Raw genomic sequence first — 17,244 nt, forward strand, 5'->3', positions numbered from 1 at the left:
AACACCGCTCGCTTCGCATCCGTCCGCGGCCGAGAATCGCCGCAGCACACCGACCCCAAGGATTTAGGTTCACGGCCGCCGTTGTAACACAGCAACAGCCTCGCTCCTAGGGCCGCCGCGTCTCGACCTTCCCGGGGCTGCGCGCACATGCCCGAGACCGCTATGATAGGCGCCGCCGGTGGTTCTCCGCACCAGCCGGACGACCTCGAAGCACTCGTACGACAGGCGTCCGGCGTCTCTTCCGACCGCCTCTTCCGTAAAACTCAGCAAAGGTCCGCGTCTATGTTGCCCCGCCGTTTCTCGCACCTGCTGCTCGTCGCCGTTGCCGCCTTGGCGACCGTGAGCTGTGGATCCAGTCCGACCTCCGCTCCGGTCCAGACCTCGACCAGGGTCGGAACCTCCACCGTGGTCGGGACGCCGGCACCGGCCAGGCCCAAGGCGACGGCATCCGGGGAGATCTACGACGGCCCGCCCGCCCTCGCGATTGCCCCGGTCGTCGACGGGCGCACCTCGGCGACGCCGGAGGTCTCGGCCTGGTGGATCCAAAAACTCATCGCGGAGGACTTGGACCGGAGCGACCTCTTCGCCGGCGTGATTCCGCTCGAGCACGCATCCGAGGCTCACGAGGGAGGACTGCTCGTCCAACCGGCGCTGACGGCATTGACCTGGACCCAACCCAATCAGCGTAGCGGAACCATCGCCATGCGGATCCGCGCGAGCGATACCGCAACCGGCAGGGTCCGCCTGGATCGGGTCTACACCGCATCCTGTCGCGACTGCAAGGTGCCGCCGGGCCAACCCCCTGTTGCCGGTCCCCTGGCGGTCTTGATGCAGGACGTCGCGAAGGACCTGCAGTAGAGCCCGCGCCGCCGGCAACCATGCCCGGCGGCGAGGCGAACCGCCCGATGCTCGGGGCACGCATCTTTCCCGCGAGCCGATCGCCTTGCCGGACGCGCTTCGCGAAGGCGCTCAGGGCGCGGGTCCGACCCGCGCCGAATCCAGGGTCACGCCGAGCGGACCGCGCGGGACCCAGGTCTCGATCACGCGGCCGGCGCGGCGAACCTGCACCGCGACCTGCTCCCCGTATTCGCCCTCGGTGGTCTTGTTGCGCAACTCCGAGAAATCGAACAGACGCTCGTCGGCGTAGGACTCGATCAGATCGCCCGCTTGCAGTCCCGCAATCTCAGCGACGGAGCCGGGGATGACCGAATCGACCTTCACGCGATTATCCGCACCCGTTGCGTAGAGATAGCGGTCGTAGGTGTCGTCGCCGATCTCCTCGCGAAGCGAGCGCTCGTCCGCGTTGATCCGCGAGAGCTCCTCGCGATATTGGGCGGTCCCGACCCAGCCCTCGCGAATGGCCTGATCCCGCAAAGAGAGTCGCTCGAGCGAGCGCTGCGCCTCCTTCAGGACCAAATCCTCCGCCATGACCGGATCCACGCCCGCGGCCACGAGTGCGCCGCGCCGCTCCTCGGCGGTGCGCGGGGCCGGCGGCCGTACCTCGTCGGCCGCGCCAGCGGTCGCTGTCGAGGCGCTCAGGACGCGGTTGATGGCCTGCTCCACGCTCGCCAGCCGAACGCGCAGCTCCGTCACCTGCGACTCCAGATCTCGCAGCGCCCGGGGCGCGACCGCATCGCGCGCGGACGCTCCCGACTCGGCCGGCGGCACGTCCGGGGCCGGATCGACTTCCTCGGTCACACTCAGCGCAGTCGGGAGCGGCATCGCCGAGGCCGTCTCGGCAACGCGATCGCCATCGGACGAGGCCGGCGACTGCGGTTCGGTCATTGCGAGATAGCCGGCGACAGCGGCAGCGCCGACGAGGGCACCGGCCGCAAAGCCGGCCGACAAGAGAGGAACGGCTGGGTGCATCGTAGAGAGCCTCGGTGAACAGGACGTGAGCCTGCGACCGCAATCGGTCCGCCGCGTTCCCGCCACGCCCGCACCGCCGAACGACGGCGCACAGTTGATCGCAGAGCCCTCAAAACTGGTAAGCTCCCATCGGTCATCGACCGCGGCAGCGTTTCCGTTGGTTTTCGGACCCATGCCCCGATGTACCCGCCAATGCCGCGAGGCAGAGCGTCGCGCTCCAGCCGAGCGATGGTCAACGAGGACAGCCTGAGAATGAATGCGAAAAACCTGAATCTGTTGCTGTGGGTCGCCGTCACCATCTGGTTGGTGATGATGTTCAACAGCATGACGACCTCCGACCCGATCGAGCCCCGCAGTTTGAGCTACAGCCAGTTCCTTCAAGAGCTCTCGGACGGGTCGATCCGCGAAGTCACCATCCAGGATCAAAAGGTTAAGGGACTGAGGACAGACGGATCCCGCTTCGAGACCTTCGATCCAGGTGATCCCGCGCTGGTCGGCGATCTCCTGGAGAACGGCGTGAGCATTAGCGCCGAGCCGCCCGAGCGCCCGAGCGTTCTGGCTCAGATGCTGATCGCCTGGCTGCCCTTCCTGCTCCTAATCGGCGTCTGGTTTTGGTTCATGCGCCGCAACATGGGTGGCGGTGGAGGTGGCGGCGGGATCTTCAATTTCGGCAAGAGCCGGGCGCGCCAGCATGCCGAGGGCGATATCAAGGTCACGCTGCGCGACGTCGCGGGCGTCGAAGAAGCCAAGGAAGAGGTCGGCGAGTTGGTGGATTTCCTGCGCAACCCGCAGAAATTTTCGAACCTCGGCGGCCGTATCCCGCGCGGCGTGCTGATGGTCGGCCCTCCCGGCACCGGCAAGACGCTTCTGGCACGGGCGATCGCCGGCGAGGCCAAGGTGCCCTTCTACAGCATCTCGGGCTCGGACTTCGTGGAGATGTTCGTCGGTGTCGGCGCCTCGCGCGTTCGTGATCTCTTCGAGCAAGCGAAAAAGGCCGCGCCCTGCATCATCTTCATCGACGAGATCGACGCCGTCGGTCGCAAGCGCGGTGCGGGTCTCGGCGGCGGGCACGACGAGCGCGAGCAGACCCTGAACCAGCTCCTCGTAGAAATGGACGGCTTCGCCGGCAACGAGGGCATCATCGTGATCGCGGCGACCAACCGCGCCGATGTGCTCGACCCGGCGCTGTTGCGTCCGGGCCGCTTCGACCGCCAGGTGGTCGTCGGTCTGCCCGATCTGGCCGGTCGCGCGGCAATCCTCGAGGTGCACATGCGTAAGGTACCGATCGCCGAAGACGTCGTTGCGCGCACCATCGCCCGCGGGACACCCGGCTTCTCGGGCGCCGATCTCGCCAACCTGGTCAACGAGGCCGCACTCTTTGCGGCCCGCGCCGGGCACACCGAGGTCTCGATGCAGATGTTCGAGCGCGCCAAGGACAAGATTATGATGGGTGCCGAGCGGCGCAGCATCGTGATGTCCGAGTCCGAGCGCAAGCTGACCGCCTATCACGAGGCTGGCCATGCGATCGTCGGGCGTCTGGTGCCCGAGCATGATCCTGTGCACAAGGTCAGCATCATCCCGCGCGGACGTGCCCTCGGCGTGACCCTGTTCCTGCCCGAGCGCGATCGCTACAGCATGAGCAAGCGTCAGTTGGAGAGTCAGCTCTCGACCCTGTTCGGCGGACGTCTGGCCGAGGAGATGATCTTCGGGCCCGAGCACGTGACGACCGGCGCCTCCAACGACATCGAGCGCGCGACCGATATCGCACGCAACATGGTCACGCGCTTCGGTCTGTCGGACAACCTGGGTCCGCTGGCCTATGCCGAAGACGAGGGCGAGGTCTTCCTCGGTCGCTCGGTGACGCAGCAGCGTCAGGTCTCGCCCGAGACCGCGCAGGCAATCGACAAGGAGGTACGGCAGATCATCGACCGCAACTACAAGCGCGCCAAGCAGATGCTCGAGGAGAACATCGAGAAGCTGCACACGATGGCCGAGGCGCTGCTCAAGTTCGAGACGATCGGCAAGGATCAGATCGACGACATCATGTCCGGTCAGCCGATGCGCGAGCCCGAAGACGACGCCGGCAACGCGAAGCCGACGTCCGGCAGCAGCAACGGCGACCTCCCCAAAGGAGGCGCTCCGCGCAAAGAGCCGCCCGTCGTCGGAGGTGCCGTCGGCGGGGTCTGACCTAACTCTGCGACAATCCCCGCCCGGCCATCGGCCGAGCGGATCAATTCAAGCCCTCGCAATCGATTGCGAGGGCTTTTTTGTTTTATACTTCAGCCCGACCGACCGAGCGCCCCGGCCTTGACGCAAAGGCATCGAGGCGTCCTCCGGAAACCCCATCAGGATCCCGACACAGTGCCTGCGCCCGCGCTCGTTCTTGCCTCGACCTCGCCCTACCGGCGCCAACTCCTGGAGCGCTTGGGACTGCCCTTTACGACCGCCGCCCCCGAGGTCGACGAGCGCCCGCGACCCGGTGAATCGCCTCAGGTGCTGGTCCTGCGCTTGGCGGAGGCCAAGGCCAGAGCGGTTGCGTCCACCCATCCGAACGCACTCGTCATCGGGTCGGATCAGGTCGCCTGTATCGACGAGGATATCTTGGGAAAGCCCGGAGACCGCGCCCGCGCCATCGCCCAACTGGAGCGCGCGTCCGGGCGGATCGTCGTCTTCCAGACGGGGTTGTGTTTGCTGAACACCGCGAGCGGGCGCGCTCAAACACTCGTCGAACCCTTTCGCGTCCATTTCAGACGCCTCGACCGACAACAGATCGAAGGCTACCTGGATCGCGAGCAGCCCTTTGATTGCGCCGGCAGCTTCAAGGCGGAAGGTCTCGGTATCGCGTTATTCGAGCGGCTTGAAGGTGACGATCCCAATACTTTGATCGGATTACCTCTCATCCGCTTGGTCTCATTGTTGGAATCAGAAGGCATGCATCCGCTTCACGACTGATCAAGCAGTGAATCGGGGTCGAATTCAATCACCGGACACGCCGAACGAAATAGAAATCCATTGCAATGATCAGCTCCAATAACTTACTGAAAAATATGATATTCGACAGCAAAAGCTCAAGCCGTTTCAAGAATACGAGCCCTGCAAAGCGCATCAAGAAAGAAGGCGTTTTCTCTGCAAACGCCCATTGCAAAGACGGATTTCGTGAGCCAATATCAAAACGTCGCCGAACAGATTGCACGGAGCGCGCTTGCCGAGTCGATGATGTCGCTGCGCATTCACATGGCATCGTCTTGGCCCCGAACGAGCCTGCGCACTCATTCGGGTCCTCCGCCGTCGCAGGATCTTTGACGCGCCCGGATCACGCTCGAGAGGACATGCGGACCATGCCGACCTATCCGATCAGTATCAGGTATCTGTCGTTCCTGCTGTTATCGATTGCCCTGCTCGGATTGGCGGGCTGCGGCAGCGACGGCGGCCAACGCAACACCTCTGAGGAGAGCTGGACTCGAGGCGATGTCGTAGCCGGCTCGGACACCTTTCCGGTGCCGGCCGAGATCCAGCCCAATGTCGATTTCTGGCGCCACGTCTACGGAATCTGGGGCCGCGGAGAGGTCGCCATCCACGACGAAGAGCACATGGGCGTCGTCTACGAGGTCATCAAACTGCCCTCGCCCATCAAAGAGGGCTATACGGACCCGCAACGGTCGTTGGTGCGTGACCGTACGGATTCCTACAAGGGCCAGCTGCGCCTTCTGGAAGAGCGCGTGCGAACCGGACAGAGCCTGAGCAGCAGCGACAAGGCGCTCTTGGCGAAGCTCGAGCAGGCCGGCGGTCGCGGTGCGGTCTACGGGGCTGCGGATCGCGTGCGCAGTCAACGCGGTCTGCGCGAACGCTTTCATCGCGGCGTGGAGATCAGCGGGCGGTACGACACGGCCTTTCGCGAGATCATGCGCAGCCACGGCGTCCCGGAGGATCTCGCCTATCTCCCGCACGTGGAATCCTCGTTTCAGACCAATGCCCGATCCGGCGTCGGCGCCGCAGGCGTGTGGCAGTTCATGCCCGCAACCGGTCGGATGTATATGAACGTCAACGACACCGTCGACGAGCGACTCGATCCCATCATCGCGGCGGACGGCGCCGCGCGCTATCTGTCCCAGGCCCATCGTCGCCTCGGGAGCTGGCCGCTCGCCATCACCTCCTACAATCACGGCCAAGGCGGGATGGCGAATGCAAAGGCCCAACACGGCAACGACATCGGCGACATCGTGAAGAACTATCGGGGTCAGTACTTCGGCTTCGCGTCGCGAAATTTCTATGCCGAATTCATCGCCGCCCGCGAGGTGACGCGCAACGCCGATCGCTATTTCCCGGAGGGCGTCCGCCGCGAGGAGCCTTGGCCGCACGATCGCCTGGTGCTCCAGCACAGCATGCCGGTCGACCATGTCGCGGGACATTACGGCCTGACCCCGTATCGCCTTGCCGACCTGAATATGCACTGGCGCGACCCTGCACGTGACGGTCGGGCCAATCTTCCGGCGGGCAGCACGGTCTGGCTGCCGGCCGGGACCAAGAACCGCGTCGCCGGCCATCCGCCACCCGTGTCGACGACGATGGTCGCGCGCGTTAAGCCGAAGGCCTCCCCCGTGGACCTTCAGGCGGTCGCCAAGGTCGGACGCCAGAGCGCCAAGCCGGTACCCGCGGCAGCGGCGTCGACGACACAGCGGGTGGCGAAGGTATCGCCCAAGCAAGCGGCAAAGGCGTCTACCAAACAGCAGGTTGCGAAGGCGCCCACCGCACAGACAGCAAAGAAGTCGACCACTGCCTCGCGCTACCATGTCGTCAAGCCGCAGGAGACGCTCTATCGCGTTGCAGTTCAGAACGGCATCACGGTCGCCGAGCTGCGCAAGCTGAACAAGATGCGGCCCGACGACAACAATATTCGCCCGGGGCAGAAGCTCAAAGTCAGCATTTAAACCGCGTCCTGAGGGGCATGACAGGATGCGAGCAAATCCGGCGTGTTACGAACCAATGACGGTCGGCGCGACGCAGTTTAAATGAATATTGAAAACAAAGCGCTGACGGGAAACTCTATTTCCGCTTGTCGGCTCTCGGGAGGTCGACTTTCCGCTCGCGGGCCTGGTGGGTACCGGCCGCTTGTGGTTGCGCCGGGGCGTCCGTCGCAGTGACTCTGTGGGTCGAGACCATCGGGTTCACTGCGGCGGCGCTCACCACCCTTTCCTTCGTGCCCCAGGTGGTGCGCACCTTGCGGACCCGTGACACTCGGGCCATCTCGCTTTGGATGTACGCGCTCTTCAGCGCGGGCGTCGCGCTCTGGGGCCTCTACGGACTGCTGATCGGCTCTTGGCCCGTGATCGTCGCGAACGCAATCACCCTAGTTCTCGCCTCCATCGTGCTCTGGCACAAGCTCTGCGAAACGCCGGAGAGCCCATCCGGGTAGATTGCGCTGCGTTTGTTCACCCTATCCATCTAAAATACCTCAAGATTAAAAACTTAAACCGCGTCGACGCCAACCTGACGGATGGACGCCCGAGGTGCTTCACACGTAGATCAAGGCATACCCTGCCGGACGCGGTTTAAAGCACCTTGCTTACCCATTTGACCGCCATGTCCTGCGGGTCGCTCTCGATGCGGAATCCGAGCGATTTGACCAGGGCCAGCATCCGACTGTTGGCGCTCAGCACCTCGCCGTCCATCACACGAAAACCGCGTAAGCGAGCGTTTTGCATCAAAGAACGCATCAATCTGGCGCCGATACCGAGGTTGCGCCAGGTGTCGGAGACCACGATCGCGAACTCGCAGGCCTCCCCACCCGGTCGAGCCATATAGCGCGCCACGCCGACTTGGACGTCGGATCCGTCGTGCTCGACCACGCCGATCAGGGCCATCTCGCGGTCGTAGTCGATCTGGGTGAAGCGCACCAACATCTCGGGCGTCAACTCCTTGATCGCCTGCATGAACCGGAAATACTTGGTCTGCTCCGAAAGCCCCCGAACGAACTCCTGCTCCATCTCGGCATCTTCCGGGCGAATCGGTCGGATTACCAGATCCTTGCCGTCCGGCAGTTGGACGCGCTCGATGAGGTGGCTCGGATAGGGGTGGATCGCCATGTGTCCGTAGGTCGTCTGCTGGGGCGGACGATAATCGACCTTGATGCGCGCATCTACGGCGACGACATCTTTGTCGTTTCCAATCAATGGATTGATGTCCATCGAGATGATTTCCGGCAACTCGCAGACCATCTCCGAAACCCGTTGAAGAATCTTTGCCAAGGCCACGCGATTCATTGGCGGCATATGCTGGAAGGCGCCCATGAGACGCACGATCCGGGTGTGATCGATCATGGTCTGGATGATGAAAGCGTTGAGCGGCGGCAGACCGAGCGCGCGATCCTCGAGGACCTCCACCTTGGTACCGCCGGCGCCGAAGCTGATCACCGGACCGAAGATCCGATCCCGGGTCACGCCGATCATCAGCTCGCGTGCGGCGCGCGTCGAGGCCATGTGCTCGACCGTGATGCCCTCCATACGCGCATCCGGGCGCAGCCGCTTGGCACGCTCGACGATCTCGGTGAAGGTCCGGCGCACCGATTGGGCATCGTCGATATTCAGACGCACGCCGTCGACATCGGACTTGTGCTCCAGATCCGGCGAGTTGATCTTCATCACGACCGGGAAGCCGAGGGCCTGGGCGGCCATCAGGGCCTCGTTCGGCGTGCGGGTCAACACCGCCTGCATCGTCGGAATGCGGAACGCCGAAAGGATCGCCTTCGCCTCGACCGTCCCGAGCGTCTTGCGTCCCTCGGCCATGACGCCCTCGATGATGAGGCGTGCGCCCTCCACGTCCGGCGCGTCTTCCTGCGAGAGCGGACCCGGCGACTGCATCAGCAGCTTCTGGTTGCGCTGGTGGGTGGCGAGGAAAGAGAAGGCGTCGATCGCCACCTCGGGGCTGTCGAAGTGCGGCACGTCGTGCTCGGCCAGGAGCTCTTGGGCCTCGGCGACCCGCTTCCCGCCCATCCAACAGGCGAGCACCGGTTTGCGGCTGTCCTTGGCTGACGCGATGACCTGCTCAGCCGTGGCGACCGGATCGCCGAACACCAAGGGGGCCAGGATACAGAGCACGCCGTCGACCTCCGGATCGGCGAGACAGGCGTCCAGGGCAATCCGATAGCGCTCGGGCGGGGCATCGCCGATGATATCGATCGGGTTGCCGTGCGACCAATGGTCCGGCAACGCCTTTTCCAGCGTCTGGCGTGTTGTATCGCTGATCTGCGCGAGCGAGAGCCCCAACTCGATGATGCGATCCGCGGCCAGCACGCCCGGCCCGCCGCCGTTGGTGATGACGGCGATGCGGTCGCCCGCCAGACGCCGACGCGTGCCGAAGACCTGGGCGGCCGCGAACAACTGATCGAGGCTGGAGACCTGCACCACACCGGCGCGCTCGGTGACGGCGCGGAACACGTCCGCCGAGCCCACATAGGCACCGGTGTGCGACTTGACCGCGCGGGTCCCGGCCGGATGCCGCCCCGCCTTGACCACCACCACGGGTTTCAACCGCGCCGCCGCGCGCAGCCCGCTCATGAAATGGCGTGCGTTGCGGATCCCCTCGACGTAGAGCAGGATACATTGCGTCTGGCTGTCCAAGGCGAGATAGTCGAGCACATCCCCGAAGTCGACATCCGCCGCCGCGCCCAGCGACACCATCGCCGAGAAACCGATTCGGCGGCGCTCGGACCAATCGATCATCGCCGTGCAGATCGCCCCGGATTGCGAGACCAGAGCGACGTTGCCGCGACGCGGAAGATCCTGTCCGACGCTGGCATTCAGGCCGTGTTGCGGGCGCATCGCCCCGATGCAGTTGGGTCCGAGGACGCGGATACGGTTGCTGCGGGCCGCCTCGACCATTCGTTCCTGAAGGTTGATCCCGCGTTCGCCGTACTCGCCGAAACCGGCGGAATGGACCACCGCCACCTTGACCCCGTAGCCGCCGCACTGATTGAGGATCGCCGGAACTCGATCGGCGGGCGTGGCGATCAGCGCCAGGTCCACATGCTTGTCGAGCTGACCCAGGTCGCGGTAGCAGGGCTCCCCGGCCACCTCCTTGTATTTGGGATTGATTGCATAGGCATTGCCTTTGAAGCCGCCGGCCAGCAGATTGCGAAACACCATGCCGCCGATGGACCCCTCGCTGTCGCTGGCCCCGAAGACCGCAACGGCGGTGGGCGTGAAGAGTTGTTCGATATCGGATACGCGCATGGAATCGCCCTCCCGGGCAATAAAAAGGATTAAGCTAAACCGCGTTCGAAACGCGTCGGGCGCGACATGCCGCATCGCTGCATCGACTCGGCCTCGGATGCATCGACGGGCGTCGGCGTAGACGCGTTTCGAAGATGAAAAAATTGGATCCAGGGATTCGACACCGGCGCGAACGCGCGCCGAACGACAACGAGAATTGCCCGGGCGCCGTCAGGGTCCCGCGTGCGATCAATGCATCGAGGACCTTCGCATGAACCTCGCCTTTATCTCTCACCCATTTTGTCAGCAGCACAAGATGGGCGCGCACCATCCCGAGTGTCCGGAGCGGCTCTACGCCATCCAGGACCGCATGATCGCCTCGGGCATGGAGATGCTGGTGACCCACTACGACGCACCCGAGGCGAGCGTGGCGCAGTTGAACCGCGTGCATGATGCTGACTATGTCCAGGGGCTGATCGACGCCGCCCCGGAGGTCGACGACGTCTTGGTCTGGGTCGACGGCGACACCGCCATGAACAGCCACACCCTGCCGGCTGCCCTGCGCGCGGCCGGCGGCGCCATCCTCGGGGTCGACCTGGTGATGAGCACAAAACATCACGCCGCCTTTTGTTGCGTGCGCCCGCCCGGCCATCATGCCGGACGGCGCTCGGCCGGGGGCTTTTGTCTCTTCAACAACGTCGCCGTCGGCGCCGCACATGCGATGGCCGAGCACGGCATCGAGCGAATCGCCATCGTCGATTTCGACGTCCACCACGGCAACGGCACCGAGGAGATCTTCAGCGGCGACGAGCGGGTGCTCTTCTGCTCGAGCTTCCAGCACCCCTTCTATCCCGGGTGCGGCGCAGACACGAATGCGCCGAACATCCTCAACCTGCCGCTGCCCAAGCTGACCGACGGGGCCGCCTTTCGGGCCGCTGTCGAGGCCGCCTGGCTGCCCAAGCTCGACACCTTCGAGCCCCAGTTGATCATGATTTCCGCGGGGTTCGACGGCCACGCCGAGGACGACATGGCGCATTTCAATCTGCGCGAGCCCGATTATGCCTGGATCACCCGCGAGCTCCATCTGCTGGCGAGCCGGCATGCGCAAGAGCGTGTCGTGTCCTGCCTGGAAGGCGGCTACAGCCTGTCCGCGCTCGGACGCAGCGTCAGTGCCCATGTCGATGAATTGATCGGGCCCGCGTGACGCCTTCTGGCCGAAACGGACCGGGATCGCGAGGGGAGTCCCGACACGCTGTTGCATTGCAGCATTAGGATAGAGAGGTCCCGCCCCTGTCGCAATGCCGATCACGCGCCGATCACACTTGCGGCACGCTGCTCCGGACCGATGGCACCGGGCTTGTCATCCGGACCGAATGGCCTGACCTTTCGAGAACTGCGGCGCTCGCCCGCATTCCGAGGCACTCGACCGCGGCGCGTGACCTGTTACAAAGCTCAGTCAACCACCGGATCGGAGAGACTCATGAGAAGACCATCGACCCACATGGCCGCATTGCTCCTCTGCGCCCCGCTCGTTGCAGGCGCAGCCATCCAGACCGAGCGCGTCGAATACCGCGACGGCGACACCGTGCTGACCGGCTACCTGAGCTACGACGATGCCCTCGAGGGCAAGCGCCCCGGCGTGCTCGTCATCCATGAGTGGTGGGGGCTCAACGACTACGCGAAGAAACGCGCGGAGATGCTCGCCGAGCTGGGTTACGTCGCTTTCGCCGCGGACATGTACGGCGACAACAAGGTGACCGAGCATGCGCCCGACGCCCAGGGCTGGATGCAGCAGATTACCGCCAATCAAGCGGCCTGGCAGAAGCGCGCTATGGCCGGACTCGACACCCTGAAGGCCAGCGACCGTGTCGATACCGAGAAGCTCGCCGCCATCGGCTACTGCTTCGGCGGTGCTACCGTGATGCAGATGGCCTATGGCGGGGCGGATCTGGACGGCGTCGCCAGCTTCCACGGCTCCCTGCCGCCGGCGAGCAATGTGCAGCCCGGCACGATCAAGCCCAGCATCCTGATTGCTCACGGCGAGGCCGACAGCTTCGTCCCGCCCGAGCGCATCGCCGCCTTCAAAGAGGGGCTCGACGCCGCCGGGGCGGATTGGCAGATGATCGTCTACTCGGGCGCGCGCCACGGCTTCACCAACCCCGGTGCAGCCGCCTACGGGATGGACGCACTCGTCTACGACCCCAAGGCCGATGCGCGGTCTTGGGCGCTGATGCAGGGGTTCTTCGACGAGGTCTTCGCGGACTGAATCGCGTTCGGCTGGACATGCTCGCGCCTCAGTCCAGTCCCACCTTGCGCAATTCATGACCGTCGGCGGTGACGCGGTTCAGGATGGTGAAGTCCTAAAATCGGGAAAGCCTTTTCCGTAGGTTGGGCCGAGCGAAAGCGAGGCCCGACATCCCCGGCGGTCGTTCCGACCGGGAGCAAGAGACCCAGCGGCTTACTCTCGAACATCCCGCAACCCGATCCAAATCGACCCGAGACCGCACCCCTCAATGCCGAGCACCGTCATACTCTGGCTCCGTCGAGACCTTCGTCTCGACGACAATCCGGCGCTCCAAGCGGCCTTGGTCGACTGCGACAGACTCGTCCCCGTCTACGTCCACGACCCGGACTCGGAAGCGCCCTGGACACCCGGTGCAGCGAGTCAGTGGTGGCTTCACGGCAGCCTGGCGAGCCTGGACGGAGCACTTCGGATCCTCGGCAATCGGCTCCTGATCGCACGCGGGGACAGTCTCGCCGAGCTGCGGCGGATCGTCGCGACGACCGGCGCCACCCGGATCCACTGGAATCGCCTCTACGACCCGACGACACGCGAGCGTGACGGCCGGATCAAACAAGCCCTGCGGGCCGACGGCCTGCGGGTGGACAGCCACAACGCATCCCTTCTGTTCGAGCCTTGGGAGATCGCCACCGGCAACGGCGAGCCCTACCGGGTCTTCACCGCCTTCTGGCGTCGCTGCGCCGCTCGGCTTTCCGATGTCACCCCCCTGCCCGCTCCGGCCGCATTGCCGCCGCCTCCCGAGTCTCTCGTCTCGCTGCCCCTCGAACGCCTCGGGCTGCAGCCGAGCATCCCCTGGGACGCGGGACTTCGCGAGACCTGGACACCCGGCGAGACCAGCGCGCTGGAGCTCGCACGCACCTTCCTGCAGGACCGCGTCCGGGGCTACGCGACCGAGCGCGACCTGCCGGCCCAAACCGGGACATCCGAGCTCTCGCCGCACCTGCACTTCGGCGAGATCGGTCCGCGTCGAATCCTCACCATGGTCAAAGAGCGCTGGGGCGACCCGACCGCGGATCCAGTCGAGCCCTTCGTGCGAGAGATCGGCTGGCGCGAATTCGCTCACCATCTGATCTATCACTACCCGCACACCACGGACGAACCGCTGGATCCACGCTTCGCCGCTCTGCCCTGGCGTGAGGAGGACGCCGAACGCATGCTGCTGGCCTGGCAGCGCGGCGAGACCGGCATCCCGCTGGTCGATGCCGGCATGCGCCAGCTCTGGCACACCGGCTGGATGCACAATCGGGTGCGCATGGTCGTCGCCTCTTTCCTGACCAAGAACCTGCGCCTGCCCTGGCAGGCCGGCGCACGTTGGTTCTGGGACACCCTGGTCGACGCGGATCTCGCCGCCAACAGCCTCGGCTGGCAGTGGAGCGCCGGCTGCGGTGCGGACGCAGCCCCCTATTTCCGCATCTTCAACCCGATCCTGCAGGGCGAGCGTTTCGACAAGAGCGGGGCCTATGTTCGACGCTGGTGCCCGGAGCTGGCCCGACTCCCGGACAGATACATCCATCAACCCTGGACCGCCCCGACCGCCCTGCTCGATCACGCGGGCATCCGAATCGGGCGCGACTACCCGGCCCCGATCGTAGATCTCAAGGCATCGCGCGAGGCGGCCCTAGCCGCCTACGAGGTCGTCAAATCGGCGGGGCGCTGACTCGGCCAGAACCGGAGCGATCGATCCCGTCGAGGCCCGGCAAGACCGCGCCCGCATTCTCCGTCGTGAGGGCCGCCAAGACATCGGGCGACTCGCCCCTGACCTCGGCCAACGCCTGCAGAACATCGGGTAGATACTCGGGACTGTTGCGCTCGCCCCGATGCGCGGCGACCGTCATGTCCGGCGCATCCGTCTCGAGCACGATCGCCTCGACCGGCAGCTCGGCCGCGAGACGGCGCAAACGCGAGGAGCGGGTGAAGGTCAACATCCCTCCGAAGCCGAGCCGGAAGCCCAGATCCAGATATTGCTGCGCCTGCTGGAGGCTGCCGTTGAAGGCATGCGCGATACCGCCCTTCACCCGCGCACGCCGTAGGGCCGCCAACATCTCCTCATGCGCCTTGCGCACATGCAAGAGGACCGGCAGATCCGCGTCCCGAGCGATCGACAACTGCGCTTCGAGCAGGGTCTGCTGACGTGCCCGATCCAGCTCGGGCAGGTAATGGTCCAGACCGATCTCGCCGACCGCGAGCGGGCGATGCCCGGCGATTGCCCGCTCCAGCCCATCGAGATCGGAGGCACTGTGTCGGTCAAGATAAACCGGATGAAGACCCAGCGCCGGATAGAGATCCTCCGCCGAGTCACAGAGCGCGAGCAGACCGTTCCAACCCTCCGCATGGATGGCCGGGACCACGATAGCGGCCACACCCGCAGCACGCGCCCGAGCCAACACCGCGGCCCGATCGGCATCGAACTCGGCGACATCCAAATGACAGTGTGTATCGATCATGAGTCGCATCCCGGACGGCATCGCCGTATCGCGAGGCAAGTGCGCCGCCACCACCCGGGCTGTGCGAATAAATTCGCACCTACGGCCCTTTCATGGCAGCGCAGTCGGGATGAGCATTCCCGGAAATCACCTTAAACCGCGTCCGCTCAAACGCCGTAGATACGCGCAACACAGCCCCACTCGCAGCCCGCGCATACCCCACCGGACGCGGTTTAAGCAGGTGACTTCTGATCCCGCACGAACAACGCCTTGTGCGGCCCGCGCCCGACCTGCCGCTCCTCGATGTCGAAGAGTTGGATCGCCTTGAGCAGTCCGCTGAGCTTGGCATAGCCGTAGTTGCGCGAGTCGAACTCGGGGCTGCGTTTGGCGATCGCCGAGCCGACGGCGCCGAGTCCGGCCCAACCGGTATCGTCCGCGGCACCGTCCAAGGCGGCGCGCAGCAGGTTGACCAACTTGGCGTCGCGCTGCAGATCCTTGCCGCTCTTGCGCGTCGTCGAGTCGCCGCCCGCACCCTCGCGCAGCACCTCGGTGAAGACGAACTTGTCGCAGGCCGCGACAAAGGGCTCCGGGGTTTTCTGCTCGCCGAAGCCGTAGACCGTCATGCCCGATTCGCGCAGACGCGATGCCAGGCGGGTGAAATCGCTGTCGCTCGAGACGATGCAGAAGCCGTCGAAGTTGCGCGAGTACAGCAGATCCATGGCATCGATCATCATGGCTCCGTCGGTCGCATTCTTGCCCTTGGTGTAGCGGAACTGCTGCATCGGCTGGATCGAGTGACGCAGCAGGGTGTCCTTCCAGGAGCCCAGATTGGGCAGGGTCCAATCCCCGTAGATTCGCTTGACGTGGGCCGTGCCGTATTTGGCGACCTCGGCGAGAAGCCCCTCGACGATACTCGCCTGGGCATTATCGGCATCGATGAGCACAGCGAGCTTGAGGTTGGCGATGTCGGACATCCGTGGTTTCCTATCAATCGGTCTTTGAATTCAGTGGATTCCGATCAAGGCGGAGCATTCTTCAACGAATGCGGCGCCTGATCGCATCACCGGCCGGCATTACCGGCGCCCGTCACCAGATGAGGTCGTCCGGGACCTGATAGTCGGCGTACGGATCGTCCGCGTCCTTCTCCTCGGTGGCCTTGTTGTGGACCAGGACCAGGCTCGCATCGCGCGCCGCCACCCGCACGGCGATCTCCGCGGGCACGACCTCGTAGAAGGCATCCTGTCGCACCACGGCCAGGCTTCCCCCGACCAGCTTCGCGTGCTGCTCCTTGTTGACGTAGATGCGCTTGAGCGTCGTGCCGTCGGTGAAATTGAACGCCAGATCGCCGCGATCCCGCACCACGCGGTGGGTGTGCACGAGCTGGCGAATCTCGTTCTCCGCGGCACGCAACGCCGCCTCTTCCTGACGGCGCAGATTGAGCTCGCGGTCGCGCTCGAGCTTCTCGCGACGGGCACGCTCGGCGGCCAGCCGGGCCTCGTTGTCGACGGCCGTACTGCGCGGACCGGCGTGCTGCTTGGTCTTCTTGTGCTTGGTGGTACGTGCCTGCTTGAGCTTCTGCTCGTCGACCAAGCCGGCCTTGAGCAATTGGTCCTGCAACGAGTTGCCCACGGTGTGGATCTCCGAAAAAGATGTCGCCGATCGCCGAGCCGGTCCAAGTCCGCGAACCATCGGTGAATACCCGAACGCCCGAGCCGGGCGACAGGATCCGACAGGCACGCCCGCGACGCAAGCATGCGAGTTGTTTCCGCGAGTGGTTTCCACGGGCCGAGAGCGAGGGTTAGAATCGCGCGCGCCGCCGTTCCGCGATCGGCCCAGCCGCTGTATGCTCGCGGACCACGTATGGCCTCACCCCACTCTATCGACCCCCGGAGTCCTGCTCATGTCCCGTTCCGCCCTCCTTGTCGCCCTTGCCCTGTTCATCATCGTGCCGACCCATGCCTTGGCCGCCGAGGTGCTGGGCTATGTCGACATGCAAAAAGTCCTCGAGGAAAGCAAGTTGGGCAAGCGGCTTCAAGACCAGTTGCGTGAAGAGTTCGAGCCGCGAGGCCAGGAGATGGCCGCCGAGGAGCAGGAGATCCGCAAGCTCCAGCAGTCGCTCGAGCGTGATGCACCGCTGATGAGCGCCGACCAGGTCAGCAAGCAGGAGGCCGACGTGCAGAAGCGCATCGCGGCATTCCAGGAGAAGGCGAACGGCATCCAGCAGGAGATCATGAAGGTCCAGCAGGCCAAGAGCCGCGAGATTATCGGCCCGGCGCGCGACTCCATCAGCGCCGTCGCCAAGAAGAACAAGATCGGCATGGTCGTCGAGCCCGGGATGTCCGGGGTCCTCTATCTCGACGAAAAGCTTGATCTGACCGCCGAAGTCGTCAAGCACCTGGACGCGAACACCAAGTAAGGCGTCAGTCAAGCAGACCGTTCGGCG

Annotated in this window: 14 protein-coding genes; 9 read left to right on the forward strand and 5 right to left on the reverse strand. The window is 64.9% G+C overall.

Annotation, left to right across the window (positions count from 1 at the left end; translation table 11 throughout):
- Window positions 1-282 precede the first annotated feature (282 nt).
- Window positions 283-858 carry a hypothetical protein gene (locus BLV04_RS17825; protein ID WP_093035362.1) on the forward strand — a complete coding sequence of 192 codons (576 nt, stop codon included), beginning with the start codon at window positions 283-285 and terminating at the stop codon, window positions 856-858.
- Window positions 859-969: 111 nt separating this feature from the next.
- On the opposite strand, the gene BLV04_RS17830 is transcribed toward BLV04_RS17825, so the two are convergent.
- Window positions 970-1,869, reverse strand: a complete 900-nt coding sequence (locus BLV04_RS17830) for a PDZ domain-containing protein (RefSeq protein WP_093035365.1) — start codon at window positions 1,867-1,869, stop codon at window positions 970-972.
- Between the two features lie 252 nt (window positions 1,870-2,121).
- Between BLV04_RS17830 and ftsH the strand changes: the two genes are divergently transcribed.
- The 4 genes from ftsH to BLV04_RS17850 all read left to right on the forward strand — a co-directional run bounded on the left by ftsH (window position 2,122) and on the right by BLV04_RS17850 (window position 7,282).
- Window positions 2,122-4,056 (forward strand): ATP-dependent zinc metalloprotease FtsH, encoded by a 1,935-nt coding sequence (gene ftsH, locus BLV04_RS17835; RefSeq protein ID WP_093035448.1) that lies wholly within the window; start codon window positions 2,122-2,124, stop codon window positions 4,054-4,056.
- Between the two features lie 174 nt (window positions 4,057-4,230).
- The gene (locus BLV04_RS17840; RefSeq protein WP_093035368.1) at window positions 4,231-4,821 is read left to right on the forward strand and encodes a Maf family protein; all 591 of its coding nucleotides are present in this window, start codon (window positions 4,231-4,233) and stop codon (window positions 4,819-4,821) included.
- Window positions 4,822-5,207: 386 nt separating this feature from the next.
- On the forward strand, window positions 5,208-6,797 hold the full coding sequence (locus BLV04_RS17845) for a lytic transglycosylase domain-containing protein (protein WP_093035450.1): 1,590 nt from the start codon (window positions 5,208-5,210) through the stop codon (window positions 6,795-6,797).
- A gap of 209 nt (window positions 6,798-7,006) precedes the next feature.
- Complete coding sequence (locus BLV04_RS17850; protein ID WP_093035454.1) at window positions 7,007-7,282, forward strand: SemiSWEET family sugar transporter; 276 nt, start codon at window positions 7,007-7,009, stop codon at window positions 7,280-7,282.
- 136 nt (window positions 7,283-7,418) lie between these two features.
- On the opposite strand, the gene BLV04_RS17855 is transcribed toward BLV04_RS17850, so the two are convergent.
- Window positions 7,419-10,097: a bifunctional acetate--CoA ligase family protein/GNAT family N-acetyltransferase gene (locus tag BLV04_RS17855; protein WP_093035371.1), complete on the reverse strand. Its 2,679-nt coding sequence runs from the start codon at window positions 10,095-10,097 to the stop codon at window positions 7,419-7,421.
- Window positions 10,098-10,347: 250 nt separating this feature from the next.
- Here BLV04_RS17855 and BLV04_RS17860 point away from each other — a divergent pair, with 250 nt between their 5' ends.
- The 3 genes from BLV04_RS17860 (at window position 10,348) to BLV04_RS17870 (ending at window position 14,035) form a co-directional block, all read left to right on the forward strand.
- On the forward strand, window positions 10,348-11,280 hold the full coding sequence (locus tag BLV04_RS17860) for a histone deacetylase family protein (protein WP_093035374.1): 933 nt from the start codon (window positions 10,348-10,350) through the stop codon (window positions 11,278-11,280).
- Between the two features lie 276 nt (window positions 11,281-11,556).
- Entirely contained in the window at window positions 11,557-12,342 is a 786-nt protein-coding gene (locus BLV04_RS17865; protein ID WP_093035377.1) for a dienelactone hydrolase family protein, read from the forward strand.
- Between the two features lie 247 nt (window positions 12,343-12,589).
- Window positions 12,590-14,035: a cryptochrome/photolyase family protein gene (locus BLV04_RS17870; RefSeq protein ID WP_093035380.1), complete on the forward strand. Its 1,446-nt coding sequence runs from the start codon at window positions 12,590-12,592 to the stop codon at window positions 14,033-14,035.
- Here the strand turns inward: BLV04_RS17870 and BLV04_RS17875 are convergent.
- The 3 genes from BLV04_RS17875 to BLV04_RS17885 all read right to left on the reverse strand — a co-directional run bounded on the left by BLV04_RS17875 (window position 14,016) and on the right by BLV04_RS17885 (window position 16,430).
- The gene (locus BLV04_RS17875; protein WP_093035457.1) at window positions 14,016-14,822 is read right to left on the reverse strand and encodes a TatD family hydrolase; all 807 of its coding nucleotides are present in this window, start codon (window positions 14,820-14,822) and stop codon (window positions 14,016-14,018) included. The genes BLV04_RS17870 and BLV04_RS17875 overlap by 20 nt on opposite strands.
- Window positions 14,823-15,034: 212 nt before the next feature.
- Window positions 15,035-15,775: an NYN domain-containing protein gene (locus tag BLV04_RS17880; protein WP_175534685.1), complete on the reverse strand. Its 741-nt coding sequence runs from the start codon at window positions 15,773-15,775 to the stop codon at window positions 15,035-15,037.
- A 112-nt stretch (window positions 15,776-15,887) separates the two neighbouring features.
- A complete protein-coding gene (locus BLV04_RS17885) occupies window positions 15,888-16,430 on the reverse strand; it encodes a DUF2058 domain-containing protein (RefSeq protein ID WP_093035383.1) in 543 nt (180 codons plus the stop codon).
- A 271-nt stretch (window positions 16,431-16,701) separates the two neighbouring features.
- On the opposite strand from BLV04_RS17885, the gene BLV04_RS17890 reads away from it, so the two are divergent.
- Complete coding sequence (locus BLV04_RS17890) at window positions 16,702-17,217, forward strand: OmpH/Skp family outer membrane protein (protein WP_093035386.1); 516 nt, start codon at window positions 16,702-16,704, stop codon at window positions 17,215-17,217.
- Window positions 17,218-17,244: the final 27 nt, after the last annotated feature.

The sequence above is a fragment of the Thiocapsa roseopersicina genome, assembly GCF_900106925.1.
GTDB classification, from domain to species: Bacteria; Pseudomonadota; Gammaproteobacteria; order Chromatiales; family Chromatiaceae; genus Thiocapsa; species Thiocapsa roseopersicina.

What these genes read in the sequence shown, in the direction of transcription:
- BLV04_RS17825 (WP_093035362.1), top strand. Translation starts at nt 283, where the DNA reads ATGTTGCCCCGCCGTTTCTCGCACCTGCTGCTCGTCGCCGTTGCCGCC.
- BLV04_RS17830 (WP_093035365.1), bottom strand. Translation starts at nt 1,869, where the DNA reads ATGCACCCAGCCGTTCCTCTCTTGTCGGCCGGCTTTGCGGCCGGTGCC.
- ftsH (WP_093035448.1), top strand. Translation starts at nt 2,122, where the DNA reads ATGAATGCGAAAAACCTGAATCTGTTGCTGTGGGTCGCCGTCACCATC.
- BLV04_RS17845 (WP_093035450.1), top strand. Translation starts at nt 5,208, where the DNA reads ATGCCGACCTATCCGATCAGTATCAGGTATCTGTCGTTCCTGCTGTTA.
- BLV04_RS17855 (WP_093035371.1), bottom strand. Translation starts at nt 10,097, where the DNA reads ATGCGCGTATCCGATATCGAACAACTCTTCACGCCCACCGCCGTTGCG.
- BLV04_RS17860 (WP_093035374.1), top strand. Translation starts at nt 10,348, where the DNA reads ATGAACCTCGCCTTTATCTCTCACCCATTTTGTCAGCAGCACAAGATG.
- BLV04_RS17865 (WP_093035377.1), top strand. Translation starts at nt 11,557, where the DNA reads ATGAGAAGACCATCGACCCACATGGCCGCATTGCTCCTCTGCGCCCCG.
- BLV04_RS17870 (WP_093035380.1), top strand. Translation starts at nt 12,590, where the DNA reads ATGCCGAGCACCGTCATACTCTGGCTCCGTCGAGACCTTCGTCTCGAC.
- BLV04_RS17875 (WP_093035457.1), bottom strand. Translation starts at nt 14,822, where the DNA reads ATGATCGATACACACTGTCATTTGGATGTCGCCGAGTTCGATGCCGAT.
- BLV04_RS17880 (WP_175534685.1), bottom strand. Translation starts at nt 15,775, where the DNA reads ATGTCCGACATCGCCAACCTCAAGCTCGCTGTGCTCATCGATGCCGAT.
- BLV04_RS17890 (WP_093035386.1), top strand. Translation starts at nt 16,702, where the DNA reads ATGTCCCGTTCCGCCCTCCTTGTCGCCCTTGCCCTGTTCATCATCGTG.